The sequence below is a fragment of the Acinetobacter sp. Ver3 genome (assembly GCF_000632455.1).
GTDB lineage: Bacteria > Pseudomonadota > Gammaproteobacteria > Pseudomonadales > Moraxellaceae > Acinetobacter.
In genome coordinates, this window is the sequence record NZ_JFYL01000004.1 from 42,256 (window position 1) to 67,287 (window position 25,032).

Consider the following 25,032-nt stretch of genomic DNA (forward strand, 5'->3'; position numbering starts at 1 on the left):
GTGGTTGTTTTATATGGTGGGCCCAGACAGACTTGAACTGTCGACCAACGGATTATGAGTCCGCTGCTCTAACCAACTGAGCTATAGGCCCTATAAATACTGATTTCTCAAGTATTTTCGAATCAGAATACTAGCCAATATCAAATTCAAAAACAAGGTTTTTCATTTTTTTATCTTCAGCTTGACCAAAATTTATTCATTGCAGTTTACAAATCACGTACGATCTTGATCATCTATAGAATTTCAGTCACAAATATGTGAAAAATTATGAATTTTCGGTAAGCGTCGAGGATGTAAAGTTTGCAGAGAAGATCTAAATTTAGTAGTCATTTTTTCTATAATTTATCACTAAAGGGATTGAATTTTTTAAAATGAAGTAAGAAACTCTGCCATATAAAATTCAAATATCTCTGTGAATCATGAAAAAACACATTGCCGAAATGGCATTTAAACTTGCTGGTGTCAAATACCATGTAGAACCGAATGTGCTTGGTGATAAACAAGTCATTATCGGTTTTGAACATACCACGATGATGGATGCAGTACTCTCAATCGCACTGTTCCAAATCCATGATATCCCGATTCACACACTAATTAAAAAAGAACTATTTAAAGGACCATTCAAGCCTATTCTAGAAGGGGTTGGCGGTATTCCAGTTGACCGTCACTCAAATAAAGATATCGTGGCTCAAATGGTTGAACTCTTCAATTCAAATGACAAATTTAATCTCGTGATTGCTCCTGAAGCGACTCGTGCGAAAAATGGTGAACAACGTAAACCGATCCGCACTGGTTTTTGGCATATCGCAAAAGCCGCAAACGTCCCTATCGTTTTCTTGTTTGTAAACCAAAAAACCAAACAAGGCGGAATTTTTGGCAAAATCATGCCATCAGAGTTGGATCATGATTTGAAATTGATTCAGGAACTTTATAAGGAACATACAGGTTTAGACATTATTATTCCTGAACCGAAGAATAAAGCCTGATCTTGATCAATTGCTAAAATAAGGGTCTTTATTAAAAAAAAGCCCTTATGGTAGAATTTCGCAGATTTGATTAGGCATAAGGCCAATCTACAAGGAGCATATTTCGCATGGCGGGTCATTCCAAGTGGGCCAATATTAAGCATCGTAAAGCTAAACAAGATGCTAGTCGTGGTAAAGTTTTCACAAAATATATTCGTGAAATTGTTACAGCTGCAAAACTCGGTGGTCCTGATGCAGCAAGCAACCCACGTCTTCGTGCAGTTGTTGAAAAAGCATTGTCCGTTAACATGACTCGTGATGTCATCAACCGTGCCATTCAGCGTGGTGCTGGTGGTGAAGACAATGATGATTTAAAAGAAGTCACATACGAAGGTTATGGTGTTGGTGGTGTAGCCGTTATTGTGGAGACAATGACTGATAACTTAAACCGTACCGTACCAGATGTTCGTCATTGCTTCTCTAAAACAGATGGTAACTTAGGTACTAACGGCTCTGTTGCTTTCCTTTTCACTAAACGTGGCGAAATTACTTTTGAAGATGTTTCTTTAGAAGACCAAATTATGGACGTTGCGTTGGAAGCTGGTGCAGAAGACATTGAAGTGACAGAAGATGAAATTCTTGTGATCACTACACCAGAGTCTTTTGGTACAGTGCAAGATGCTTTAGCGGCTGCAGGTTTAAAATCTGACAATGCAGAAGTGGTGATGAACCCTTCAACTAAAGCAGAAATCACAGATATCGATCAAGCGAAAAAAATCATGAAAATGATTGATATGCTTGAAGATTTAGATGATGTACAAAACGTATATACCAACGTTGAATTCTCTGAAGAAGTTTTAGCACAATTGGATGCTTAATCTATATTCAGAATTAGAAAAACGCACCTTCAGGTGCGTTTTTTTATAACTGATGGTCGTCTTTATTTTGTAATTGCTTGAATTATGCTTTACTCAATAAACCATGACAGTTAAATACATCATATTCTTTAATGACAAAGCTTGAATGCAATGCCACAACATGATCAATTTTACCAATGCGCTGTAACAAAATCTGGCTATAATTTTCCATATCACGAGCAACAACTTCTATAATAAAATCAGCAGATTGCCCTGTGACTAAAAAAGCATTGATCACTTCAGGAATACTTTTAAGTTCATCTAAAAATTTTGCAAAAGTATCTGAGTCATGCTTACTCAATGATACTTGTAACAACACATGTAAATTAAACCCCAATTTTTGATAGTTAATATCACGCTTTAAATTCGTCATGATATTGGTTTCGATGAGATGTTTAATACGACGGTGCACTGAACTTACAGACAGGTTAATACGCTCCGAAAGCTCGTTCAGATTCAAATCTTCATGCGTAAGAATTTCTAAAATTTGTTTATCGTAACGATCTAATTCCATCTTCTTCTCAATATTTTCATGGCACAAAATAATTATGCGTTATTTTTTCAAAAATATCGATTCAAATGAAAATAAATTAACCAATCAGACAATATAACAGAAAATATGCTCTGTTATATCCCGCGCCAATCTACCCGCGCATTTCGTTCATTGGCATAAATACGTTTAACATATTGTCCTATCGGCAAATCAAGCAATTGATTTTGATAATCCTCAAATTCAGATGAAACTGGCTGATGATATTCTCTTTCCCATGGTGTACCAGAGATCTCAAGTAGTGGAGCAAGCATTGAACAAACGGCGATATCTGCCAAACCCAAACGATCTCCCACCATATATCGAGCTTGATTCTGAATCAATTGATCGTTTAACTGCAAAATAATTTCATGCATATTTTCTTTAGCAAGCGCAACTTGTTCATCATCAAGTTGGTAGCTGGTTGAAACTAAAGTTTTAATAAGTGGCTTACTGATCTTTTGAAATTTTCTCAGATATCCTTTTTCACCGATCATGATTTCTAGTGGCTCATCGCTTTCAGATAAAGCTTGAGCAAGCCCCCACCGCCTCACTGATACACCCAATTGATTACTCAGGTCATTAATTTCAATTGCTTTTTTTCTTAACTTTAAATCTGATCTGAGCAATGAATGCTCTGGATAGACATCATCCAAATACAGGGCAATTTGGGTTGAATCTGCAATCCACTTTTCTTTATCGCGTAATATCGGCAGAGAGTTTTGACCTGTTTTTAATTTTGCGAATGCACGATGTACGCCCGGAATCATATTTTGAGCAACATAATCCAATTCCTTATGATCAAGTAACCAGCGAGCTTTTTCACAAAAGTGAGATAAAGGAAACTGGTAAAGGATGCGCATAAAATCTCCGAAGTCTTGATCAATCATAGGATTTATTGTTTTGCTTACTTTATGCAACCCTATGCCAAAACACAATGTGATAATGCATCAATTGCAACTTAAATTGTTATTTTTGGAAATATGAATCCGTTAAATTATAAATGTTTAGCAAATCTTTATCTTTTTTATTGCAAAGTCTAAATGAATCCATCGTGTTTAGAGCACTATGATTTATTAAAATTCATTATCAATCAATAATTTAAATTTTCTAATATTTTTCAATCGATATCTATATTTGTCTTAAGCATTTTTTTTGAATAGTTCCACAAAAACCAGCATTTAAAAAAAATATTCTATGGGCGTAGCGTATATCTCCTCAAAGAGGAATTGATCTATGTCTCGTTTAATTACTGAAAATGTTCATGTTATTGAAAATGATCAAGATGCCATTCATGCAGCCTATCATGTTGCTGATTATGCGCTCGAAGGTCGCAATCACCGTGAACAACAACGAGCTTTACCATTTGCAGAAATTGAACTATTCAGCCAAAAAGGTTTAGGAGGCTTGCGCATCCCCCACGTCTATGGCGGTGCTGAAGTCTCTCATCGTACCCTCGCCCAAGTATTTCGTATTCTAAATAAAGCGGATTCAAGTTTAGGGCAAATTCCACAAAATCAAATTGCATTGCTCAATATGATCAATATCATGGGAAGCGATGAACAAAAGCAATTTATTTTCAACGAAATTTTAAAAGGTAAGCGTCTTGCCAATGGGGGGCCAGAACGACATACCAAAGATACCAAGACTTTAGACACACGCCTTGTTTTGGAGGATGGGAAATATCGAGTTTCAGGAAAAAAATTCTATTCTACAGGCAGTTCATTTGCACATTGGTTAGCCATCAAAGCAATACACCCTGAAGGTCACGTGGTTTTAGTTTTAGTGAACCGTGAATCCACTGGTGTCGAAGTGATCAATGACTGGGATGGATTTGGTCAACGTACCACTTCAAGTGGCACAGTGATTTTAGACCATGTTGAAGTTGATCCATTACTGATTTTTGATGAAAGAAAATTATTGGACGTCCCTAATTTTAGAGGCGCATTTTCACAGCTGATGCAAGTGGCTATCGATGTTGGTATTGCTGAAGCAGCATTTGAGGACATGTTGTTTGCGATCCGTAAAGCACGCCCAATTGTGGATGCACAAGTTGAGCGTGCCAGTGATGAGTATTTCACATTACAAGAAGTTGGCAAAGCTAATGTTTTGTTAGATGCCGCCATTCTTTTGCTCGATGAAGCAGCTGATTATTTAGATTCACTCAGTGTGCTTGAACAACTCTCTGATGAACAGATTGCTGAAGCTTCGATCAAAGTTGCTGAAGCTAAAGTCTATGCCAATGATGCTGCACTGCATATCTCAGAAAAGTTGATTGAGCTCGGAGGAAGTCGCGCCAGCCTCAATGTTCATAATTTTGATCAACACTGGCGAAATGCACGTGTACATACCCTTCATGATCCCATTCGCTGGAAAATTCACGCGCTGGGTTCGTATTACTTAAACCATACATTTCCTGCACGTCATGCCTGGATTTAAGGAGTCATCATGTCATCTTTACAAGCTTTAGAGATCCAAGAATCAGGCAGCTATAGACCAGCGCATATTATTCGCTCTGATGTAGAAGCATTAAAAGTCGCACACAAACTTGCAGAAAAGTTTAAGCACCGTGCATCTGAGCGAGATTTAAATCGTGAACTTCCTCATGAAGAAATCGAAGCTTACAGTCAATCTGGCTTATGGGCCATTACAGTACCTCAACAATATGGCGGTGCCGATGTTTCTATTCATACACTGACAAAAATCATCGCATTAATGAGTGGTGTGGATGGCTCTATCGGACAAATTCCACAAAATCATTTCTATGCACTTGAAATTTTGAGGAATACTGGGTCTGAGGCTCAAAAAAGACGTTTATTTACTGAAGTTTTACAAGGCGCTCGCTTTGGAAATGCCTTGGCTGAGTTTAAAACTAAAAATGCAGCACAACGCCATACCTCTTTAAGACAAGTCGAAAATGGTTATGTCCTCAATGGAGAAAAATTTTATTGCACTGGCAGTCTATTCGCTCACCGTATTCCAACCCTTGCTAGTGATGAACAAGAGCGCCAGTTTCTAGTCTTTGTTCCATATGATAGCGAAGGCTTAAGCCTATTAGATGACTGGAGTGGATTTGGTCAACGTACCACAGGCAGTGGGACTGTTAAATTTGAAAATGTACAGATTGACCCAGAGGATATAGTCCCTTTTGATTTGGCTTATTCAACTGCCACCATTTCAGGTCCATTTGCACAAATTATTCATGCCTCAATTGAAACAGGCATTGCTCGAGCTGCTTTTGAAGAAACATTAATACGCGTTCGTCAAGCACGCCCTTGGATAGATGCAAAAGTTGAACATGCCACTCAAGACCCTTTGACACTATACGAAATTGGTCGAATTGCAACAGACGTCAAGGCCACCGAGTTACTACTAAAACAAGCAGCGCAAGCGGTTCAAGATGCCAAAGTCTCCCCTTCAGAACATTCAGTTGCACATGCTTCTATTCAAGTGGCTAAAGCACGTGCACACAGTACCGAGACTGCACTAAAAGTCTCGTCAAAACTGATTGAACTGGCTGGTAGTCGTGGAAGTCAACGACAAGATAATCTTGACCGATACTGGAGAAACGCACGTGTTCATACCTTGCATGATCCAGCGCGTTGGAAATATTTTTTTATTGCCAATTATGTTTTAAACGGCGTATTCCCCCCAAGACGAGGTACGCTGTAATGACAAAAATTCAATCGAGTCCTCAAAAACAGATCCTGTTCAATGCATTTGATATGAATTGTGTGGGTCATATTAATCATGGACTTTGGACACACCCACGTGATCAATCCTACCGATTTAATGAATTAAGTTATTGGACAGAACTCGCTCAAACTTTAGAGAAAGGTCTTTTCGATGGATTATTCATTGCCGATATTACTGGCGTTTACGATGTCTATCAAAATGGCATTGATCTAACCTTGAAAGAATCGATTCAACTGCCGAGCCATGATCCAAGCACGCTGGTGTCTGCAATGGCAGCCGTCACACAGCATTTGGGTTTCGGTATTACAGTGAACTTAAGTTATGAATCGCCTTATCAATTTGCTCGTCGCTTCGCGAGTCTGGATCACCTGACCCAAGGACGTCTGGGATGGAATATCGTCACTGGCTATTTGGATAGTGCAGCGCGATTGGTCGGTCAGCGAGGATTGAAAGATCACGATTTACGTTATGAACAAGCCGAAAAGTTTTTAGAACTCTGCTACAAATTTTGGGAAGGCTCTTGGGAAAATGATGCCGTCATCCAAGATAAGCTCAATCGCATTTTTACCGATCCGAGTAAAGTGCATGCGATCCACCATCAAGGAAAGTTCTATAACAGTCACGGCGTCTTCCAAGTCTCGCCTTCAGTACAACGAACACCTGTTCTATATCAAGCGGGAGCATCACCTAAAGGACTACAGTTTGCCACTCGGCATGCAGAAGCCATGTTTATTGGTGGAGATACTGCTGAAAAAATTGCATCGCAAACACAAAAGATTCGCCAATTAGCCCATTCACACGGTCGTCATGGTACAGCAATTAAATTATTTGCAGGCATCACTGTCGTCACTGCTGAAACAGATCAACAAGCGCAAGAAAAACTGCAGGACTATATTCAATATGCAAGTCCTGAAGCAGGGATTGCGCATTTTTCAAGCTCAATCGGAACAGACTTAGGTCATCTAAAAGATGAGGATGCTATTCCATATAAAAAAACCAACAGCATCGTTTCTGTAAATGAGCGCTTTAAGGAAAACAAAGTCACTTTGGCAGATTTAAAAGCTCAGCATGTACTCGGTAGACGTTATCCCTTATTTGTTGGCAGTGGAGCAACAGTTGCTCAACAGCTAATCGAATTCATTGATATTTCTGGATTAGATGGTTTTAACCTTGCCCGTACAGTCGCTCCAGAGTCACATCAAGATTTTATTCGTTATGTCATTCCTGAACTCCAACAACGTGGTCGCTATAAGACCGCCTATGCTGAGGGTAGCTTAAGGCACAAGCTATTCAATGCGGGAGATCATTTACCACATTCACATCCTGCACATCATTTCCGATGTCCAAGTTCAAACCAAGATACACAACAATCAAATTTAATTTCTATACACCAACATTCTGCTTAAGTTTTTTAATATTTAGGGGTCTTTCTATGGCACAAGCTCAGTCTTCTCGACTTAAATGGATCGGCGTTGCAATCGCCATTATTGTGATTGCAGCATTTGCATGGTCCTTTTTGAAAAAAAATAATCAACAAGAAATTGTCATTGGTATTAGCCCACCTTTTGCAAAACCACTTCAAGCCGCAATTGATGAAGCAGAGGCTCAAGGCATTCATGTACGTTTGGTAGAATTTTCAGATTGGAATACACCCAACATCACCCTAAATCATGGGGATATTGATGCAAATTATTTTCAGCATCAACCTTTCTTGAATAATGCGTTAAAAGAAACCAACTTTAAGCTCAAACCCTTGGGCATCGGCTCAGGAACACATGTCGGTTTATATTCAAAAAAATATAAAGCGATTAGTGAAGTTAAAAATGGCGCTCGAGTTGTACTGCCAAATGATCCTGTGAATCAGGGTCGCGCCCTACTCCTCTTACAACACGCTGGATTAATACAACTTAAGGATTCCAACAACCACTTATCCAACTTAAAAGATATTAAATCCAATCCAAAAAAATTGAACTTTATTGAAGTCGAAGGCCCGCAAACTGCGCGTGCCGTAGATGATGCAGACCTCGTATTTAGCTATCCAATGTACCTACGCTTAGCACAAACGATTGATCCGAATGATGCCTTAATTTTGGATGAAATTAACAACACGCTTTATGCCATCTTATTTGTTGTTCGCGATGACTTTGAACAAACTCAGCCTGAAAAAGCAGCTCAACTGAAAAAATTTATCCAAATTTATCAAAGCTCAGACAAAGTTAAACAAGCATTGAATGAGGATATTGGTGAAAAACTATGGTTCAAAGGCTGGAAATAAGGAGTGTTCATGTCTACTTCAACTCAATCATCTAAATTCATCAAAATTGCAGTCATCATCGTCGCAGTACTGGCGGCCTTAGTGGGATATCGTTATATCAGTCAAAACTCAAATGATAAAGTGATTAAAATCGGCATTAGCCCACCCTATTCTGAATTACTGCAAAGTGTCGCTGAGGATGTAAAAGCACAAGGAATCCATCTCGAGTTGATTGAGTTTTCAGACTGGCAAGCACCCAATGTTGCTGTGCAAAATGGTGATATTGACGCTAATTTCTTTCAACAAAGTGTTTTTCTAGCGAATGCAGTGCGTGAAACAGGCTATGACCTTGTGCCTTTTGCGAAAGGTTCAGGCAGTCATGTCGGACTTTATTCAAAAAAATATCAATCCCTACAGGAAATACCTGATCAAGCGAAAGTAGTCGTACCGAATGATCCAGTTAACATGGCACGTGGTTTAAATTTGCTGGCTCGTGCAGGCTTAATTCAAGTCAAAGATATTAATAATGAGCTCACCAGCACCCGAGACATTATCAGTAATCCTAAAAAACTCAAGATTATTGAAGTTGAAGGCCCGCAAACCGCGCATGCTTACAATGAAGCTGACTTAATTATGGGTTTTCCTCATTATTTGAAAATGGCAAAAGTTGCTGATCCTACGTCTGCACTGTTATTAGATCCGATTAATAAAAAATTTGCGATTTTGTTTGTAACGCGTCGAGATTATCAAGATCAGGATGACAAATTAAAAACTGTGGTTGAAACCTTCCAAAACTCTGCAAAAGTCCGTCAGATTCTAGACAAAGACTTTGGACAAGGTTTGTGGTTTGAAGGCTGGAAATAAGGAGAATGATCATGGTGAGTTTTGGTTCACACATTGAATTTGCAGTACCCCATATTACAATTCGTCATTTAAATAAGTATTACGATGTACAAGGAAAACAAGTTCACGCACTCAAAAACATTAATTTGGATATTCCCGAAGGAAAAATTTTCGGCATTATCGGCAAAAGTGGTGCGGGCAAATCTTCATTGATTCGCACCTTAAATGGGTTAGAAACTATTTCTGATGGTAGTATTCATATACATCAACATGATCTAGGGCAGCTTAATCACAATGAATTAATCGCCCTACGCCAGCGTATTGGCATGATTTTTCAACATTTTAATTTACTATCTGCCAAAACAGTTTGGGAAAATGTCGCGCTTCCATTGAAAATCGCAAAAGTGCCTGCTGCTGAGATTCAAACTCGTGTGGATGAGGTTTTAAATCTAGTCGGTTTAGCTGAAAAGCATCATCACTATCCATCACAATTATCGGGTGGGCAAAAACAACGAGTTGGGATTGCCCGCGCATTGGTCAGTAAACCTGAAATACTATTGTGCGATGAGGCAACATCGGCACTTGATCCAGAAAGCACATCTGTTGTTTTATCTTTACTGAAAGAAATTAATCAAAAATTAGGACTCACCATCGTTTCATTACACATGAAATGCAGGTGATTCGTGAAATTTGCGATCAAGTGGTGGTTATTGATCAAGGTGAAATCGTTGAATCAGGGCAAGTTTGGTCAGTCTTCTCTCGTCCCCAGCAGAAAATCACGCAAGAACTCCTCAATTTGGAACAGCTTGATTTGCCATTCCAGTTACATCAAGAGCGAGCTACACATTTAACGCATACCATTTTGAAAATCAGCTATGCAACTGATTTGAAAAATCCTCCCAACTTAAATGATGTACTTTCTAAAATTACACTGCCTGTGCATTTATATCAAAGCCATGTAGACACTATTCAACATCATCTGGTTGGCTCACTCATCGTAGGTATTCCTCAATTAGATGTTGATGTGCATACGCTCCATCAGCAATTCCCCCATAAAACATCACAAATCGAGGTGCTTGGCTATGCACAACCAGCTCATTGATCTTTTAATTACAGGCACTATTGATACTTTATTAATGGTCGGTATTTCTGCATTTTTAGCACTTCTCATTGGCTTGCCTATGGCCGTGATCCTCATCAACACCTCAGAAAATGGGATTATTCCGTCAAAAAAAATCAATCATGCCTTGGGTTGGGTAGTGAATATTACGCGCTCTATTCCCTTCTTAATTTTAATGGTGGCGCTCATTCCCTTCACTCGACTAATTGTGGGGACAAGCTATGGGGTATGGGCTGCGGTTGTACCTTTAACTATTGCGGCTACACCTTTTTTCGCACGTATTGCGGAAGTAAGTCTACGAGAAGTTGATCATGGACTCATAGAGGCTGCACAAGCCATGGGCTGTAATCGCAAACAAATTATTTGGCATGTGCTTTTACCAGAAGCACTGCCTGGTATTGTTGCAGGTTTTACTGTCACGCTTGTAACCATGATCAATTCCTCCGCGATCGCGGGTGCTATTGGAGCAGGTGGTTTAGGTGATATCGCCTACCGATATGGCTACCAACGCTTCGATATGCAAATTATGTTGGCGGTCATCGTCGTATTAGTCGTATTAGTGATGCTGATTCAAGCTTTAGGCGATCAATTGGCACATAGTTTGGACAAACGTAAAATCTAATTCACACCATTGAATTAAGTCTCATCTGTCTTTTCGAGAAACATCAAAGCCATGACCTGACTTTGTCATGGCTTTGATGTAAAATCACCGACAATTTTTAAATAACACTGTGTGAGTCTTTTCATGGGTTTTAATTGCGGTATTGTCGGCTTGCCGAACGTTGGTAAATCTACACTTTTCAATGCATTGACGAAAGCTGCTATTGCTGCAGAAAACTTCCCATTCTGTACCATTGAACCAAACACCGGCATCGTTCCTGTTCCAGATCCACGTTTAGATAAATTAACTGCTATTGTTAAACCTCAACGTGTTATTCCAACCACAATGGAATTTGTAGACATCGCAGGTTTAGTTGCTGGTGCTTCTAAAGGTGAAGGTTTAGGGAACCAATTCTTAGCCAACATTCGTGAAACTGATGCAATTGCACACGTAGTACGTTGTTTTGAAGACGAAAATGTTATTCACGTGAATGGCAAAATTGACCCACTTGATGACATTGCAACTATTAACACTGAGCTTGCTTTAGCAGATTTAGAAACAGTATCAAAAGCGGTTACACGTTTAGCAAAGTCTGCGAAAGGTGGTGATAAAGAAGCTGTTGCAACAAAAGCTGTACTAGAAAAAATTCAGCCATTACTTGATGAAGGTCGCCCTGCTCGCGCAGCTGATCTTGATGACGACGAGCGCAAATTAGTTCGTGGCTTTGGTTTATTAACCCTTAAACCAACAATGTATATTGCTAACGTTGCTGAAGATGGTTTTGAAAACAATCCGCACCTTGATGCTGTTAAAAAATTAGCGGCAGAAGAGAATGCTATTGTAGTTCCGCTTTGCAACCAAATCGAAGCTGAAATTTCTTTGCTTGAAGATGATGAGCGTGCTGAATTCTTAGAAGCGATGGGCATGGAAGAACCAGGTCTTAACGTGGTTATTCGTGCAGGTTATGGCTTACTTGGCCTACAGACTTATTTCACTGCAGGCGTTCAAGAAGTCCGTGCTTGGACTGTAAAAATTGGTGCGACCGCTCCTCAAGCTGCTGGTGTGATTCACACTGATTTTGAGAAAGGCTTTATTCGTGCAGAATGCATTGCCTATGACGATTTTGTTCAATACAACGGCGAAGCTGGCGCTAAAGAAGCTGGAAAATGGCGTCTTGAAGGTAAAACTTATGTCGTTCAAGATGGTGATGTTTTACATTTCCGTTTCAACGTTTAAGTTATTAAAAAACAGCCGAAAGGCTGTTTTTTTTTGCAAAGATTATTTAAAAGATTGAGATCATGGATTTTGAGTTGAAGTACTCGAGTGATTTACGTGTTTATGGTCCATGTCATAGCGTAATTGTTTAGCTCGAACCAATACTTTCTCTTCCAGTTTCTTACGTAAACCAATAAGAAAGATAAATTCTGCTACGACAAATAAAGGACCTATCGCGAGTCCAACAAGATCATCTACAAAAGCTGGTTTTTTCTTTTCATAATAGTGCCCAATAAATTGAATAATCCATCCCACAATAAAAAATCCAGCACTTACCAATACCCAAGAGGATGTCGCTAAAGCTGCTACTTGTGTGGCTGGCTGATAAATTAAAGCAAATAGCACTGCCATCACTACCCCAAAAATGAGATCCAAACTCAAGTAATAAATCACCGATGCGACGATCAATAACATTGCAAGATCAATGGGATATCCTGCAACTGTAAATTGCGCTTTGGCTGCAAAACACAAGATCGAAAATACAATCAAGGGAATTCCAATAAAATGTGAAAATACGTTTTTACGATCTAGGTGATAAGCTGCATATTGTCCAAGCAAGCTCTCTAAACGAGTCATGTTATCATTCCTTTTTCTGACTATTTCCTTCACTATATATAAATGTAAACCAATAAGTTGTCGACTAGACGACAAATAAACAGTATAAAAGGGATAATTTTGCTTTCAAATCAATACGTTTATCTTTTAAAAAATAATTGGTGGTTTAGCCAGTTTGATCATGAACTACAACAGCTGATGCTCGAACATGCACAGCTCATTGAATATGGCAAAGAGCAACTGATATTTTCTAAAGCTGATCAATTTGATGGCATTTATGCCGTGATTGATGGTGCTGTTCGTTTAGCACATATTGACGTAGAAGGTCGTGAGGCGGTGACAGTTATCGCAGATCCCATTATGTGGTTTGGTGAAATTTCGTTGATTGATCAACAACCCCGCTCTCATCATGCGATTACCAGTAAAAAATCCAAAATCCTCAAAATAAGTCGTGTAGGACTTGATCTAATTTTAGAACAATATCCAAAATTTTGGTTTTATCTGGCCCAATTGGTGAGTCATAAACTCCGTTATGCTTTCATGGAGTTGGTCTCTATTCAAACACAACCCCTTATTCAACGTTTAGCACAAAGATTAATCTTTATCTTAAATGGATACGGTAATCTCAAAGAGATTGAAAAAAACACCATCAACCTATCTCAAGAACAATTGGCACAAATGTTGGTCTGCTCAAGACAGACCATTAATCAAGAACTACAGCATTTAGAAAAAATTGGCGCAATTAAAATTGCATTTAAAAAAATTGAGGTGATTGATCTCAATCAACTTAAAGTTTTAGCCGATCAAACTTAACCGACTAAAGATGAAGAGCTTCAGTAAAATCTGGATTAATCGTTATATTGGGGTTGCTAGGGTCACTTAAAATAATTTTGTATACGCCTTGGTGTTTCCTAATTCTGGTTGCTCAATTGCAGTTTTGCACTGGGCTTTATCGCGTTCATAATTGGCTTGACGCTGTGCGAGCTGACCCTCATTTTCCACGATTGCACGTGCCCAAGCATCTATGGTTGTTAGCGCTTTACGACAAAGCGCATATTTCCCTTCAGTCACTGAGTCGGTCATTTTGACATTAATACGCCAATCCAATACCAATTGACGCACAGGCTCGCGTACTTGTGATGGTATAAGCGCTTTATTGGCTTGATACAGAATAGGATCAACCTGATTAATCAATTGCCAAGCATGATTTGCATATTCAGTTGCATCATTGGTCAACTTCGGTGCTTCTTTAATTTCAACCTTTTCATCGGCAGTTTCTGCCTGACCACCACAACCGGACAAAGTGAAGATGAGGAATGTAGTCAATGCAGCTAATTTAAAGGGAGATTGAATCGCAAACATGACATCGCTCTAATAAACTATTCGGCACTATGCTAGTAAATTCGGGTAGAATACTCAATCTCGTTTTATACCTTTTGTTCCAATCTCCAATTAGGTTTATCGTGACCCAATCAAGCTCCCCACACATGACACCGGCAGGTTTTTGGCAAGGTGCCAAAGATAGTCAAGCCATCATTTTCACCTATTTGCCTGTTTCATTCGCGTTTGGTGTATCTGCAACTCAATTTGGTTTTACAGCGTGGGAAGCATTATTTTTATCCTGTTCGATGTATGCAGGTGCCAGTCAATTTTTGGTGGTTGCCTTACTCGGCAGTGGCACTTCTATCTGGATGACAGCCTTAACTGTAATAGCGCTTGATATTCGACATTTGTTATATGGCCCTGCTTTACAAAACTTAATTCAAGATAAACTCAATCTGAAAAAAACTGCAATTTGGTCATGGGGCTTGACCGACGAAGTCTTTGCATCAGGCATGATTAAACTGTCGCAACGCCGTCAAGAATGGTCTGAATCTTGGATGCTAGGTCTGAGTCTGTTTAGCTGGTTGTCTTGGGCACTTGGATCTTTTCTCGGGGGCTTATTTGCAGATCAAGTCAGTCATCTTCCCCAATTTTTGCAGGCAGCGCTCGACTTTCTATTACCTGCACTTTTCTTGAGCTTCTTACTAGCTGCATTTGAGAAAAAACATACCTTTGTCGTGACCATCACCATTATTGTTTCTGCTATTGCCTGTTACTTTATCGATTTATCTGCAGCGATATTCATTGGCATAAGCTCCGGTATTTTGGCTGGTCTGTTTAAACATTATGTACTGAAGCAACATGATCCTTTGCACACAGGTGAACAATCATGAATCTAGAAATTATTTGTGTCGGTATTCTGGTCGGCATCGCGAATTTCGCCTCACGCTTTGGTCCTTTTTTTGTGATTCAGAGACTACAACAAGGTCGCCAGAAACGCGGTGCTCTTTGGCTTAAAATCGCCCTTGGATCAATCGGTATTGCAGCAATCAGTTCAATGCTCGTGGTCGCGACTTTACCTCCGCTCTTAGAAACACCCAATAAGAGCGTTGCCATGTTAATTGGTTTTATTGTGCTCTCGGGTTTGTATTTCAAATTTAAACAGATTGTACCTGCAACACTCACAGCCGCACTCACATACGGTTTGGTGTATACCTATTTCCCACTTTAAACATTTCTTGCGTAATATTCATTCAGATTCTAAATTTATAAGCCTGATCCTCGGATAAGGCTTATAAATTTTTATCAATAAAAAAATTAAACGATATCAAAATAATTTCTTGCTTTTTCTTGTATTCATCGCGCTCAAGAGGTTTTAGTTCTGATATGCTAAAAGTCCATAATATCAAGCACGGATGAATCAAATGCTTATTACACTCGGTACTCCACTTCAATCTTCGGCGTTTAAAGTTCTATTATTGGGTTCAGGTGAGTTGGGTAAAGAGGTGGTAATATCATTACAACGATTAGGTGTAGAAGTACATGCGGCAGATCGCTATGACAATGCACCTGCCATGCAAGTTGCTCATCACTCCTACACATTGAATATGGCGGATCCAAAAGAATTAAAAAAACTGATTGAACAAGTTCAACCTCATTTAATTGTTCCCGAGATTGAAGCCATTGCCACTGAAGTCTTAGTGGAAATCGAAGATGCTAAAACCGCCGTAGTTATTCCCTCTGCGAAAGCCGTGAATCTCACCATGAATCGTGAAGGAATTCGTCGCCTCGCAGCTGAGGTACTAGGGCTACCAACCTCAGCTTATCGTTTTGCCAATAGTTTGGAATCATTCCGTGCAGCATGTGATGATATTGGCTATCCAAATTTTGTAAAACCTGTAATGTCATCATCAGGTAAAGGACAATCACGCGTAAAATCTTTTGATGAAGTCGACACAGCTTGGGAATATGCTCAAACAGGTGGTCGTGTCAATCAAGGCACTGTCATCGTAGAATCGCAAATTGATTTTGATTTCGAAATTACATTACTCACAGTACGGGCAAAAAATCCTGAAACAGGAGAAATCGAAACGCACTTCTGCGATCCTATTGGACACCGTCAAGATGCAGGTGACTATGTAGAAAGCTGGCAACCTCAACCTATGAGCACAGCTGCCCTTGATGAAGCAAAACGTATTGCCAATAAAGTCACAGTAGCGCTCGGCGGTTGCGGTATTTTTGGTGTGGAATTATTCGTTAAAGGTGATCAAGTTTGGTTCAGTGAAGTTTCTCCTCGTCCACATGACACTGGATTAGTGACACTTGCATCTCAATATCAAAGTGAATTTGAACTTCATGCCCGTGCGATTTTAGGTCTTCCAGTGAACACGCAACGTCACAGTGTTGCTGCAAGCGCTGTGATCTATGCAGGTGTTGATGATACGAATTTGTCATTTTCTGGCGTAAATCTTGCTATGCAAAACCCTAATGTCGATTTACGTCTTTTTGGTAAACCTGAAGGTTTTAAACGTCGCCGTATGGGGGTCGCAACTGCACGTGCTGAAACAACTGACATTGCACGCGAATTAGCGACTGAAGCAGCTTCAAAAGTAATTGTAAATCAAAACAAATAATTCATTAGGTAGGCCATCATTTCATGATCAATACGTCTCCATTAGCAAACTATGTTTCGAGTAATCACGACATCAAGGCAATTAATCAATGGCGCTCAGATGTTGAAAATCAATTACAACATGAGTTTGAAAATGGTAAGGCGATACGTGAGATCATCCTCACTCGATCTAACCTGATTGATGAGGCACTTAAATTCCTTTGGCAACATGCTGAGTTAGATCAAACCGATCTGGGCTTGTTTGCTGTAGGAGGTTATGGTCGTCGTGAAATGATGCCCTACTCTGATGTCGACATTCTGATCCTTTCAGAAGATGACCTTACACAAGAACAAGAAAATGCCATTACCATTTTTATTTCCTCTCTATGGGATGTTGGCAATTTTAAACCTGGTGTAAGTGTAAGAACCATTCAGCAGTGCTTTGAACAGGCCATGAATGACTTAACGGTAGCAACATCTCTCATTGAGTCTCGTTTAATTATTGGCAATGAACACTTAGCGAAATGGCCTCGTCGTGTTGTTTCACAAACTTGGACGGATAAAACTTTCTTTGATGCCAAGATGGAAGAACAAGCCAAACGCTACGCTCAACACAACAATACTGAAAGTAATCTAGAACCTGATATCAAAAATGCACCGGGCGGCATTCGAGACATTAACCAAATTGGTTGGATTGCAAAACGGCATTTCCGAGTAAATCGTATATACGATCTTGTACATTTAGGTTTCATTTCTGAGTTTGAACTTGGGGTGCTCGAAGATGCTGAGAATTTTCTCTGGGAAATTCGTCATCATTTACACCGCTTAACTAAGCGTGATGAAAACCGACTATTGTTTGATTACCAACGCGATATCGCAGCAAAATTTGGTTACCACAAAGTCGAAGGTGAACATATCAATTATCCAATTGAACAGTTCATGAAACGCTACTATCGAGCAGCCCAGCAGGTTTCAACCCTGAATGAAATGCTACTCGCCTATTTTAATGAGTCTGTCATCACGCCTCGTTTACCCAACTATGAGCGTAAAATTGAGGAAGTGAATGAAAACTTCAAATTGGTGGATGGTAAACTCGCAGTTCAACACCATAAAATTTTTGCAGAGAAGCCTACAGCCATCCTTGAGATTTTCTATATCCTAGCAAATCGCCCTGATATTGATGGTATTCGAGCTCGTACACTTCGATTGCTTACTTTAGCTGCAAAACGCATTGATCAAGCGTATCGAGATAATCCAGTTAATCAAGCCTTGTTTATGGCGATCATCCGATCACCGAATAACTTATATGAAACATTGCTTGCGATGAAACGTTATGGTGTACTCGGCAACTATATTCCTGCATTTGGGCAAATCATGGGCCTTATGCAATACGATTTATTCCATATCTATACTGTAGATGCACATACACTCCTACTCTTACGTAATTTAAATCGTTTTAAAGCGCCAGAATTTGCTAAAGATTTTCCTGTCGTAAGTTCCGTATTCCAGCGTCTGGTGCGCCGAGACATCGTATTCCTCGCTGCTTTGTTCCATGATATCGCCAAAGGTCGTGGTGGAGACCATAGTGAATTGGGCGCGGTTGATGCCATTGAGTTCTGTAGCAAGCACGGTTTTACTGAGCGTGAGTGTAATCTTGTTGCGTGGTTAATCCAAAATCATCTATTGATGTCGATGACTGCGCAGAAAAAAGATATTTCTGATCCAGATATTGTAAAAGATTTTGCCGAGAAGCTCGGTGATATGGAACACTTAGACTATCTGTATACGCTTACAGTGGCTGACATTAACGCAACCAATCCTAAGCTTTGGAACACATGGCGCGCATCGCTCATGCGTCAGTTATATACCAATGCTCGTGACGTTATTCGTAGTGGTTTGGGTCGTCCTGTCGATTACCAAATGCTGATCGAAGATACCAAATTTGCAGCAAGTGAATTACTTGTCAATGATTATGCTTTAGAAGCTGTTGAAAAAGTTTGGCAAGAACTTGGTGACGAATACTTCCTCAAAGAAACTGCAGATGAAGTCGCATGGCATACACGTGCAATCCTAGATCATGGTGATAATTCAGCACCATTGGTGATGATGCGCGCGCACCGTAAATCAGCGCAAGATGCTGTGCAGATTTTTATTTACACTCAAGATCAACCTAATCTTTTTGCCACCACTGTTGCAGTTCTAGATCGTATGAATCTAGATGTACAAGATGCACGCATTATTACAGCAACTAAATCCTTTAGCTTAGACACCTACGTGGTGCTTGATCGTTTTGGCACATTAGTGACAGATCCAGAACGTGAAAATACGGTAAAAGAATCATTGGTGCACGCATTAACAGATTCACAAAATTATCCAGGTTTAATGCAACGCCGTATTCCACGCCAACTTCGTCATTTTGATATCGAAAACACAATTGATATTACGTTGAACGAGGCGCTACAGCAAAATATGGTCGAGATCTCTACCCTCGATCAGCCTGGATTACTTGCCCGTATCGGTGGCTTATTTATGATGCAAGGTCTCGATATCCATTCCGCGAAAATCGCCACCTTGGGTGAGCGCGCAGAAGATATTTTCTTTGTAACCAAAAAGAATGGCGAACCTATGAATTTAACTGAAGCTCAGGCTTTTGCTGAACAATTAAAAGCAGCATTAGATGAGGCTTCAAATCAGGTCTGTAATCATCATTAAAATTTAGATTTAACCCGACGGTAACTGTTTCATGAACTCTAGTTTAAACCTATTACATCCTTATCCATTTGAAAAGTTGAATAAACTTTTTCAGGATGTAAAACCTGCAAATCTTCCGTTAATTCCATTGTCAATTGGTGAGCCAAAACATCCTGCACCTGAATTCGTAAAACAAGCTATTGTCGATAACTTCAATCATCTTTCGACATACCCAAACAGTAAAGGCTTACCAGAATTACGTGAAAGTATTGCGCAATGGCTCACACGCCGTTTCAAATTAAATGCTATTAGCGCAGAAGATCATATTTTACCTGTGACTGGCACACGTGAAGGAATTTTCTCATTCGTACAAGCGCTGATCAATCGTGATGAAGCGCCTTATGTAGTTATGCCGAATCCCTTTTATCAAATTTACGAAGGTGCAGCTTTACTCGCTGGCGCTCAACCCTATTTCATCAACTGTACTGAAGAAAATGGTTACCTTGGCGACTTCGATGCTGTCCCTGCGGAAGTATGGGAGAAGACAGCTTTGCTCTTTGTCTGCACCCCCGGAAATCCGACAGGTGCTGTGCTTTCAAAAGAACAATTCAAAAAATTAATTGCGCTCTCTGATCAATACAATTTTGTCATCGCATCTGATGAATGCTATTCAGAACTATGGTTTGATGAAGCCCCTGTAGGATTACTCGAAGTTTGTGCTGAACTAGGTCGTGATGACTATAAAAACTGTATCGTATTCCATTCTCTATCTAAACGTTCTAATTTACCAGGTATGCGATCTGGCTTTGTTGCTGGTGATGCTAGTCTATTAAAACCTTATTTAAAATTCCGCACTTACCACGGAGCTGCAATGCCAGTACAACATCAATTGGCATCTATTGCTGCATGGAATGATGAAGCACATGTTGAAGAGAACCGTAAACAATATCGTGCTAAATTTGATTTATTCCAACAAGAATTAGGTGATTTGCTACCACTGAAAAAGCCTGATGCGGGTTTCTATTATTGGTTAAAGGTAGATAATGATGAAACTTTTGCCAAAATGCTGATGGAAAAAGCACATATCAAAGTCTTACCGGGTCGTTATTTATCTCGTGATACTGAACAAGGAAACCCAGGTGAAAGCCATGTTCGTCTTGCTCTCGTAGCAGATTTAGACCAATGTAAAGAAGTTGTTAAACGCTTAAAATCAATTCTCTAATCGTGCATGATCTTTAATTTTAAGCCCTCTTTTTAGAGGGCTTATTTTTTTGATTGATGATTCTAGGCATAGTTTGAGCGGAAAATGATATTTTCTAACAAACCTCTCTCTAACTCTCTCCCAAAAGGAGAGAGAACTAAAAAGAATGGATTGCCCATGATAATGTTTGGATCACTCTCAAGTGTGAGTTGTAGTATGCCTATGGGATTTAAAAAATTAGTTCTTTATGCATGATGGTAACTTTTTAATTTACTAGTTATTTTACTTTTTATAGAACCATTTTTATACAAGGCATATATGAGTAAGTGTTCAATGAGTAAATATGCATCATTCGGATGTGGTGTATCTTTCATGTCATAATTCTTTTCTTCCTTAATAAAGTTTATATATCTTATACATTGAGAACCATAATTTGAGCTTAAGTTACTTATAAATCCTTAGAACATGCTTTTCCGAGAAAATTTGAATGTTTAGATGCTTTATTTTTATATAAAATATATTCTTCTAATAGTTCCTTCCTTCTTTTTGCTGTAGTGCTTTTAGTTTCAATTTCGTTCTGTATTAATTCAAGTTTACTTAAATTATAAATATATTCTTTTGCTTCATTTGCAATGACTTCACTAACTTTTTGATTTCTCCATTCATTTGAAATACACCATGCAGTAGTAGATGCTATTCCAGCCCCTATTAAAGTAGCAATTGCTCCCCAATGCCAATTACAAGCTTCCATATTTTTTTCCTTTCATACCTTTTATGCAGCAGCAACGCCATGCCTAATAGCTTTTTCAATTTCTTTATTTGTTAAACCTTTTATACAATCCTTTAGTTCTATTATGTTTTTAAGTTTTAGCTTTCTTAGCACCAGGCTTCTTCTCACTCCTTTCTAAACCTTGTTTAAAACTTTCTTGAGTCTAACAATAATGGTCAGTAGTTCCCTTTAGAGATAATATAACTTCAACTATTGATACATCATAAAATTAAAAAAAACGCCATGAAAATTCATGGCATTTTAAAATACTTAATATCTGTAATTGGAAAATTACAAAGTCGCCAGAATGTCTCTTAAAGTCTGATTTGGATTTTCTGATTTAGTAATCGGACGACCAATAACCAAGTGTGTAGAACCATCTAACATTGCTTGCTTAGGTGTAACAATACGTTTTTGATCATCCGCTGCAGAACCTTCCGGACGAATTCCCGGAGTGACGAGAGCAAAGTTCTGACCTAAAGTTTCGCGTAACATTTTTGCTTCTTGCGCAGAACATACAACACCATCCAAGCCACTTTCTTGAGTTAAAGTCGCTAGACGTTTTACATGTTCAAAAGGCTCAATATCCAAACCTAGATCACGTAGATCTTCTCGCCCCATTGAAGTTAATACGGTAACTGCAATCAACTGTGTTTGATAGTTACCTGCTTTTAATCTTTCTACACAAGTTTCCATCATTTTTCGTCCACCAGATGCGTGAACATTAACCATCCATACCCCTTGATCTGCAGCAGCGCAAACGGCTTGTGCTGTAGTATTTGGAATATCATGAAATTTTAAATCTAAAAATACTTCAAAACCCTGATCATGCAATGCTTTTACAACAGTCGGACCTTCATGTGTAAAAAGTTCCTTACCGACTTTTACACGACAAAGTTTAGGATCCAAATTTTCAGCCATTTTCAATGCGTCGTATTGGCTTTTTGCATCTAAAGCAACAATGATACTCAAGGTTGTTCTTCCGTCCATCTAAAGTTGCGTCATTATAAAGATGTTCAACTTAAGCTGCAAAATTAACTTTAAAAAACTCAGCTTAAAATTCAACAGTTTATTTTCAATAAAAAAAACCTCTAAAATAAATTTTAGAGGTTTTTTAAATATTTATAAATTACAGCGGATTTGAGTTACGCGGATCTGAATGCACATCTAGTACTGTCTTTTCATGACGTACATTTGCAGCAGCTTCAGCAGCAGCTAACTGAGCATTTTGGATTTGTTCTTTACGAAGATATTCAATATCTTTGCGAAGACGCTTAATTTCCCAACTATTTTGGAATACACGGAAAACTTGAACTCCGAGTAATAATCCAACGATGATCCCAAGTGCCAAAGTCAACAAAAGCAATAAACCTAATCTCATTGCCGGTACTTGAGTGAAGAGAAGATCAACAGTCAGTTCTGTACCATTTTGCAGAACCAATGCCAATGCATATCCGAAGATTACAACTAACAGTGCAACTAATACGTAACGCATAACCACCCCTGAGTAATTTATTATTTTCCTGCTGATTCGTTTACAGCATCTCTTAGTGCTTTACCTGGTTTGAAATGAGGTACAGCTTTAGCAGCCACTTCAACTGACTTACCTGTTTTAGGATTACGTCCAACTCGCGGTTCGCGATGATGTAAAGCAAAACTTCCAAACCCACGAATTTCAATACGATTATCAGCTGATAATGACTCAATCATTTGATCGATCATAATTTTAACAGCTTCTTCGACCAATGGCTCAGCCAAATGAGGGTTTTTGATAGAAATACGTTCTATTAAGTCAGACTTATTAAGTGCTTCAGTAGTCATCTGCGACCTCTTTAATTATCAAGCTACTCTGTGCATAGCGAGATAATAACCTGTTTAAATACAAAACGGTAGCGCAGTAAGTCAATACTACGCTACCGTTTACAGTATTTGTGTAAAAAGTATTAGTTAAATTACATTAACAATACATTGAACACGAAAGACTTAGTGGTTCATTTGAGCTTTGATCAAATCACCAATTGTCTTAGGACCGTTGTCTTGACCTGCAGAAGCAGTTTTCAAGTTAGCAACAGCTTCTTTCTCTTCAGCTTCGTCTTTCGCTTTGATAGACAAGTTGATTGCGCGTGATTTGCGATCAACATTGATGATCTTAGCTTCAACTTCTTGACCAACTTCTAAGAATTTAGTTGCATCTTCAACGCGGTCACGGTTGATTTCTGAAGCTTTAAGAGAAGCTTCAACTTCGTCAGCCAACTTAATTGTTGCGCCACGAGCATCAACTGCAACTACAGTACCTTTAACAAGAGCACCACGTTCGTTAGCAGCTAAGAAATCGTTGAACGGATCGCTGTTCATTTGCTTGATACCAAGGCTGATACGGTTGCCTTCAGCGTCTACAGAAAGGATAACCGCTTCAACAGTGTCACCTTTCTTGTAACGACGAATCGCTTCTTCGCCTTGTTCATTCCAAGAAATGTCAGATAAGTGAACTAGACCATCGATACCGCCTGGTAAACCGATGAAGATACCGAAGTCAGTGATAGACTTGATTGTACCTGAAACTTTTTCACCTTTGTCGTGAGCCTTAGCAAACTCTTCCCATGGGTTAGCACGAGTTTGTTTGATACCAAGAGAAATACGACGACGCTCTTCATCAACTTCAAGAACCATAACATCAACTTCATCACCAATCTGAACAACTTTAGATGGGTGGATGTTTTTGTTTGTGTGGTCCATTTCTGAAACGTGTACTAAGCCTTCAACGCCTTCAGCGATTTCAGCGAAGCAACCGTAATCAGTTAAGTTAGTTACACGCGCTTTAACGATAGAACCTTTAGGGTAACGGTTCATGATCGCTAACCATGGATCTTCACCAAGTTGTTTAAGACCTAATGATACACGGTTACGCTCTTTGTCAAATTTAAGTACTTTAACAGTAACTTCTTGACCAACTTCAACAACTTCTGATGGATGCTTGATACGTTTCCAAGCCATGTCTGTGATGTGAAGAAGACCATCAATACCGCCAAGGTCAACGAAAGCACCGTAGTCAGTAAGGTTTTTGATTGTACCAGTAACTGTTTGACCTTCTTCAAGTTGAGAAAGAAGAGCTTCACGGTCAGCTGAAGATTCAGCTTCCATAACTGCACGACGTGATACAACAACGTTGTTACGTTTAGCGTCAAGTTTGATAACTTTGAATTCTAACTCTTTACCTTCAAGGTGAGTCGTGTCACGGATAGGACGAGTGTCTACCAAAGAACCTGGTAAGAACGCACGTACTGGACCGATGTCAACAGTGAAACCGCCTTTAACCTTACCAGAGATAACACCAGTAACGATCTCGCCGTCTTCAAAGATTTTTTCAAGTTTAGTCCAAGTTTCAGCACGTTTAGCTTTTTCACGTGATAAAACTGTTTGACCCATACCGTTGTCAAGCGCTTCAACAACTACGTCAACTGTGTCACCAACGTTAACTTCAAGTTCACGTTGTTCGTTTAAGAATTCAGAGCGAGCTACTACGCCTTCAGATTTAAGGCCAGTATCTACAGTTACCCAGTCAGAATCGATGCTAACAACGATACCTTGGATGACTGCACCCTTTTCAACGTTGAGGTTTAATTCGCTTGCTTCAAAGAGGGCTGCAAAAGATTCGGTCATGATATACCTAGAAAAGTCAGCG

At 39.3% G+C, this 25,032-nt stretch carries 24 protein-coding genes, 1 tRNA gene and 1 pseudogene; 16 read left to right on the forward strand and 10 right to left on the reverse strand.

Annotation, left to right across the window (positions count from 1 at the left end):
* Positions 1–14: 14 nt before the first annotated feature.
* Positions 15–91 (reverse strand) — tRNA-Ile (locus CL42_RS02075).
* A 328-nt stretch (positions 92–419) separates the two neighbouring features.
* Between CL42_RS02075 and CL42_RS02080 the strand changes: the two genes are divergently transcribed.
* Positions 420–986: a 1-acyl-sn-glycerol-3-phosphate acyltransferase gene (locus CL42_RS02080; protein WP_171076734.1), complete on the forward strand. Its 567-nt coding sequence runs from the start codon at positions 420–422 to the stop codon at positions 984–986.
* Between the two features lie 107 nt (positions 987–1,093).
* Positions 1,094–1,843: a YebC/PmpR family DNA-binding transcriptional regulator gene (locus tag CL42_RS02085; protein ID WP_035264495.1), complete on the forward strand. Its 750-nt coding sequence runs from the start codon at positions 1,094–1,096 to the stop codon at positions 1,841–1,843.
* Positions 1,844–1,925: 82 nt separating this feature from the next.
* Here CL42_RS02085 and CL42_RS02090 read toward each other — a convergent pair whose 3' ends face one another.
* Both CL42_RS02090 and CL42_RS02095 read right to left on the reverse strand, forming a co-directional pair.
* The gene (locus CL42_RS02090; RefSeq protein WP_035264497.1) at positions 1,926–2,396 is read right to left on the reverse strand and encodes an Lrp/AsnC family transcriptional regulator; all 471 of its coding nucleotides are present in this window, start codon (positions 2,394–2,396) and stop codon (positions 1,926–1,928) included.
* A gap of 113 nt (positions 2,397–2,509) precedes the next feature.
* Positions 2,510–3,274 carry a glutathione S-transferase family protein gene (locus CL42_RS02095; RefSeq protein ID WP_035264660.1) on the reverse strand — a complete coding sequence of 255 codons (765 nt, stop codon included), beginning with the start codon at positions 3,272–3,274 and terminating at the stop codon, positions 2,510–2,512.
* Between the two features lie 373 nt (positions 3,275–3,647).
* On the opposite strand from CL42_RS02095, the gene CL42_RS02100 reads away from it, so the two are divergent.
* The 8 genes and pseudogenes from CL42_RS02100 to ychF all read left to right on the forward strand — a co-directional run bounded on the left by CL42_RS02100 (position 3,648) and on the right by ychF (position 12,161).
* Positions 3,648–4,850, forward strand: coding sequence for an SfnB family sulfur acquisition oxidoreductase (locus CL42_RS02100; RefSeq protein ID WP_035264498.1), 1,203 nt, complete (start codon positions 3,648–3,650; stop codon positions 4,848–4,850).
* Positions 4,851–4,859: 9 nt separating this feature from the next.
* Positions 4,860–6,083, forward strand: coding sequence for an SfnB family sulfur acquisition oxidoreductase (locus CL42_RS02105; protein ID WP_035264500.1), 1,224 nt, complete (start codon positions 4,860–4,862; stop codon positions 6,081–6,083).
* Entirely contained in the window at positions 6,083–7,513 is a 1,431-nt protein-coding gene (locus tag CL42_RS02110; RefSeq protein WP_035264503.1) for an LLM class flavin-dependent oxidoreductase, read from the forward strand. Before CL42_RS02105 ends, CL42_RS02110 begins: the two co-directional genes overlap by 1 nt.
* A gap of 26 nt (positions 7,514–7,539) precedes the next feature.
* On the forward strand, positions 7,540–8,382 hold the full coding sequence (locus CL42_RS02115; RefSeq protein WP_035264505.1) for a MetQ/NlpA family ABC transporter substrate-binding protein: 843 nt from the start codon (positions 7,540–7,542) through the stop codon (positions 8,380–8,382).
* A gap of 9 nt (positions 8,383–8,391) precedes the next feature.
* Entirely contained in the window at positions 8,392–9,225 is an 834-nt protein-coding gene (locus CL42_RS02120; protein ID WP_035264508.1) for a MetQ/NlpA family ABC transporter substrate-binding protein, read from the forward strand.
* Positions 9,226–9,236: 11 nt separating this feature from the next.
* Positions 9,237–10,306, forward strand: a pseudogene (locus tag CL42_RS02125) (methionine ABC transporter ATP-binding protein).
* The gene (locus CL42_RS02130; protein ID WP_035264510.1) at positions 10,287–10,946 is read left to right on the forward strand and encodes a methionine ABC transporter permease; all 660 of its coding nucleotides are present in this window, start codon (positions 10,287–10,289) and stop codon (positions 10,944–10,946) included. The pseudogene CL42_RS02125 and the gene CL42_RS02130 overlap by 20 nt, the downstream one beginning before the upstream one ends.
* 123 nt (positions 10,947–11,069) lie before the next feature.
* Positions 11,070–12,161 (forward strand): redox-regulated ATPase YchF, encoded by a 1,092-nt coding sequence (gene ychF / locus CL42_RS02135; RefSeq protein ID WP_035264512.1) that lies wholly within the window; start codon positions 11,070–11,072, stop codon positions 12,159–12,161.
* Positions 12,162–12,221: 60 nt separating this feature from the next.
* Here the strand turns inward: ychF and CL42_RS02140 are convergent, their stop codons facing one another.
* Positions 12,222–12,776 carry a DUF962 domain-containing protein gene (locus tag CL42_RS02140; protein ID WP_035264513.1) on the reverse strand — a complete coding sequence of 185 codons (555 nt, stop codon included), beginning with the start codon at positions 12,774–12,776 and terminating at the stop codon, positions 12,222–12,224.
* 99 nt (positions 12,777–12,875) lie between these two features.
* Between CL42_RS02140 and CL42_RS02145 the strand changes: the two genes are divergently transcribed.
* Positions 12,876–13,568 carry a Crp/Fnr family transcriptional regulator gene (locus CL42_RS02145; RefSeq protein ID WP_035264515.1) on the forward strand — a complete coding sequence of 231 codons (693 nt, stop codon included), beginning with the start codon at positions 12,876–12,878 and terminating at the stop codon, positions 13,566–13,568.
* Positions 13,569–13,634: 66 nt separating this feature from the next.
* Here CL42_RS02145 and CL42_RS02150 read toward each other — a convergent pair whose 3' ends face one another.
* Entirely contained in the window at positions 13,635–14,117 is a 483-nt protein-coding gene (locus tag CL42_RS02150; protein WP_035264529.1) for a hypothetical protein, read from the reverse strand.
* A 125-nt stretch (positions 14,118–14,242) separates the two neighbouring features.
* On the opposite strand from CL42_RS02150, the gene CL42_RS02155 reads away from it, so the two are divergent.
* From CL42_RS02155 to dapC, 5 genes are all read left to right on the forward strand, one after another.
* A complete protein-coding gene (locus tag CL42_RS02155) occupies positions 14,243–14,971 on the forward strand; it encodes an AzlC family ABC transporter permease (protein ID WP_092766232.1) in 729 nt (242 codons plus the stop codon).
* On the forward strand, positions 14,968–15,309 hold the full coding sequence (ygaH, locus tag CL42_RS02160; RefSeq protein WP_035264532.1) for an L-valine transporter subunit YgaH: 342 nt from the start codon (positions 14,968–14,970) through the stop codon (positions 15,307–15,309). Before CL42_RS02155 ends, ygaH begins: the two co-directional genes overlap by 4 nt.
* A 184-nt stretch (positions 15,310–15,493) precedes the next feature.
* Positions 15,494–16,711, forward strand: coding sequence for a formate-dependent phosphoribosylglycinamide formyltransferase (gene purT / locus CL42_RS02165; protein WP_171076735.1), 1,218 nt, complete (start codon positions 15,494–15,496; stop codon positions 16,709–16,711).
* Between the two features lie 23 nt (positions 16,712–16,734).
* Positions 16,735–19,401 (forward strand): [protein-PII] uridylyltransferase, encoded by a 2,667-nt coding sequence (gene glnD / locus CL42_RS02170; RefSeq protein ID WP_035264535.1) that lies wholly within the window; start codon positions 16,735–16,737, stop codon positions 19,399–19,401.
* Positions 19,402–19,432: 31 nt separating this feature from the next.
* Positions 19,433–20,602, forward strand: coding sequence for a succinyldiaminopimelate transaminase (gene dapC / locus CL42_RS02175; RefSeq protein ID WP_035264538.1), 1,170 nt, complete (start codon positions 19,433–19,435; stop codon positions 20,600–20,602).
* Between the two features lie 427 nt (positions 20,603–21,029).
* Here the strand turns inward: dapC and CL42_RS16430 are convergent, their stop codons facing one another.
* The 5 genes from CL42_RS16430 to rpsA all read right to left on the reverse strand — a co-directional run bounded on the left by CL42_RS16430 (position 21,030) and on the right by rpsA (position 25,010).
* Positions 21,030–21,332 carry a hypothetical protein gene (locus tag CL42_RS16430; protein WP_051586506.1) on the reverse strand — a complete coding sequence of 101 codons (303 nt, stop codon included), beginning with the start codon at positions 21,330–21,332 and terminating at the stop codon, positions 21,030–21,032.
* Between the two features lie 309 nt (positions 21,333–21,641).
* Entirely contained in the window at positions 21,642–22,340 is a 699-nt protein-coding gene (gene pyrF / locus CL42_RS02185; RefSeq protein ID WP_171076736.1) for an orotidine-5'-phosphate decarboxylase, read from the reverse strand.
* A gap of 139 nt (positions 22,341–22,479) precedes the next feature.
* On the reverse strand, positions 22,480–22,845 hold the full coding sequence (locus tag CL42_RS02190; protein ID WP_035264552.1) for a lipopolysaccharide assembly protein LapA domain-containing protein: 366 nt from the start codon (positions 22,843–22,845) through the stop codon (positions 22,480–22,482).
* 20 nt (positions 22,846–22,865) lie between these two features.
* Positions 22,866–23,171, reverse strand: coding sequence for an integration host factor subunit beta (locus tag CL42_RS02195; protein WP_035264555.1), 306 nt, complete (start codon positions 23,169–23,171; stop codon positions 22,866–22,868).
* Between the two features lie 162 nt (positions 23,172–23,333).
* A complete protein-coding gene (gene rpsA, locus CL42_RS02200; protein WP_035264556.1) occupies positions 23,334–25,010 on the reverse strand; it encodes a 30S ribosomal protein S1 in 1,677 nt (558 codons plus the stop codon).
* Positions 25,011–25,032: the final 22 nt, after the last annotated feature.

Bases quoted from the DNA above. Each gene is read 5' to 3' on its own strand.
- CL42_RS02110 (WP_035264503.1), top strand. From the start codon at position 6,083: ATGACAAAAATTCAATCGAGTCCTCAAAAACAGATCCTGTTCAATGCA.
- CL42_RS02095 (WP_035264660.1), bottom strand. From the start codon at position 3,274: ATGCGCATCCTTTACCAGTTTCCTTTATCTCACTTTTGTGAAAAAGCT.
- CL42_RS02140 (WP_035264513.1), bottom strand. From the start codon at position 12,776: ATGACTCGTTTAGAGAGCTTGCTTGGACAATATGCAGCTTATCACCTA.
- dapC (WP_035264538.1), top strand. From the start codon at position 19,433: ATGAACTCTAGTTTAAACCTATTACATCCTTATCCATTTGAAAAGTTG.
- CL42_RS02085 (WP_035264495.1), top strand. From the start codon at position 1,094: ATGGCGGGTCATTCCAAGTGGGCCAATATTAAGCATCGTAAAGCTAAA.
- CL42_RS02120 (WP_035264508.1), top strand. From the start codon at position 8,392: ATGTCTACTTCAACTCAATCATCTAAATTCATCAAAATTGCAGTCATC.
- CL42_RS02080 (WP_171076734.1), top strand. From the start codon at position 420: ATGAAAAAACACATTGCCGAAATGGCATTTAAACTTGCTGGTGTCAAA.
- ygaH (WP_035264532.1), top strand. From the start codon at position 14,968: ATGAATCTAGAAATTATTTGTGTCGGTATTCTGGTCGGCATCGCGAAT.
- CL42_RS02150 (WP_035264529.1), bottom strand. From the start codon at position 14,117: ATGTTTGCGATTCAATCTCCCTTTAAATTAGCTGCATTGACTACATTC.
- CL42_RS16430 (WP_051586506.1), bottom strand. From the start codon at position 21,332: ATGGAAGCTTGTAATTGGCATTGGGGAGCAATTGCTACTTTAATAGGG.
- ychF (WP_035264512.1), top strand. From the start codon at position 11,070: ATGGGTTTTAATTGCGGTATTGTCGGCTTGCCGAACGTTGGTAAATCT.
- glnD (WP_035264535.1), top strand. From the start codon at position 16,735: ATGATCAATACGTCTCCATTAGCAAACTATGTTTCGAGTAATCACGAC.
- CL42_RS02105 (WP_035264500.1), top strand. From the start codon at position 4,860: ATGTCATCTTTACAAGCTTTAGAGATCCAAGAATCAGGCAGCTATAGA.
- purT (WP_171076735.1), top strand. From the start codon at position 15,494: ATGAATCAAATGCTTATTACACTCGGTACTCCACTTCAATCTTCGGCG.
- pyrF (WP_171076736.1), bottom strand. From the start codon at position 22,340: ATGGACGGAAGAACAACCTTGAGTATCATTGTTGCTTTAGATGCAAAA.
- CL42_RS02100 (WP_035264498.1), top strand. From the start codon at position 3,648: ATGTCTCGTTTAATTACTGAAAATGTTCATGTTATTGAAAATGATCAA.
- CL42_RS02130 (WP_035264510.1), top strand. From the start codon at position 10,287: ATGCACAACCAGCTCATTGATCTTTTAATTACAGGCACTATTGATACT.
- CL42_RS02115 (WP_035264505.1), top strand. From the start codon at position 7,540: ATGGCACAAGCTCAGTCTTCTCGACTTAAATGGATCGGCGTTGCAATC.
- CL42_RS02190 (WP_035264552.1), bottom strand. From the start codon at position 22,845: ATGCGTTACGTATTAGTTGCACTGTTAGTTGTAATCTTCGGATATGCA.
- CL42_RS02195 (WP_035264555.1), bottom strand. From the start codon at position 23,171: ATGACTACTGAAGCACTTAATAAGTCTGACTTAATAGAACGTATTTCT.
- rpsA (WP_035264556.1), bottom strand. From the start codon at position 25,010: ATGACCGAATCTTTTGCAGCCCTCTTTGAAGCAAGCGAATTAAACCTC.
- CL42_RS02155 (WP_092766232.1), top strand. From the start codon at position 14,243: ATGACACCGGCAGGTTTTTGGCAAGGTGCCAAAGATAGTCAAGCCATC.
- CL42_RS02090 (WP_035264497.1), bottom strand. From the start codon at position 2,396: ATGGAATTAGATCGTTACGATAAACAAATTTTAGAAATTCTTACGCAT.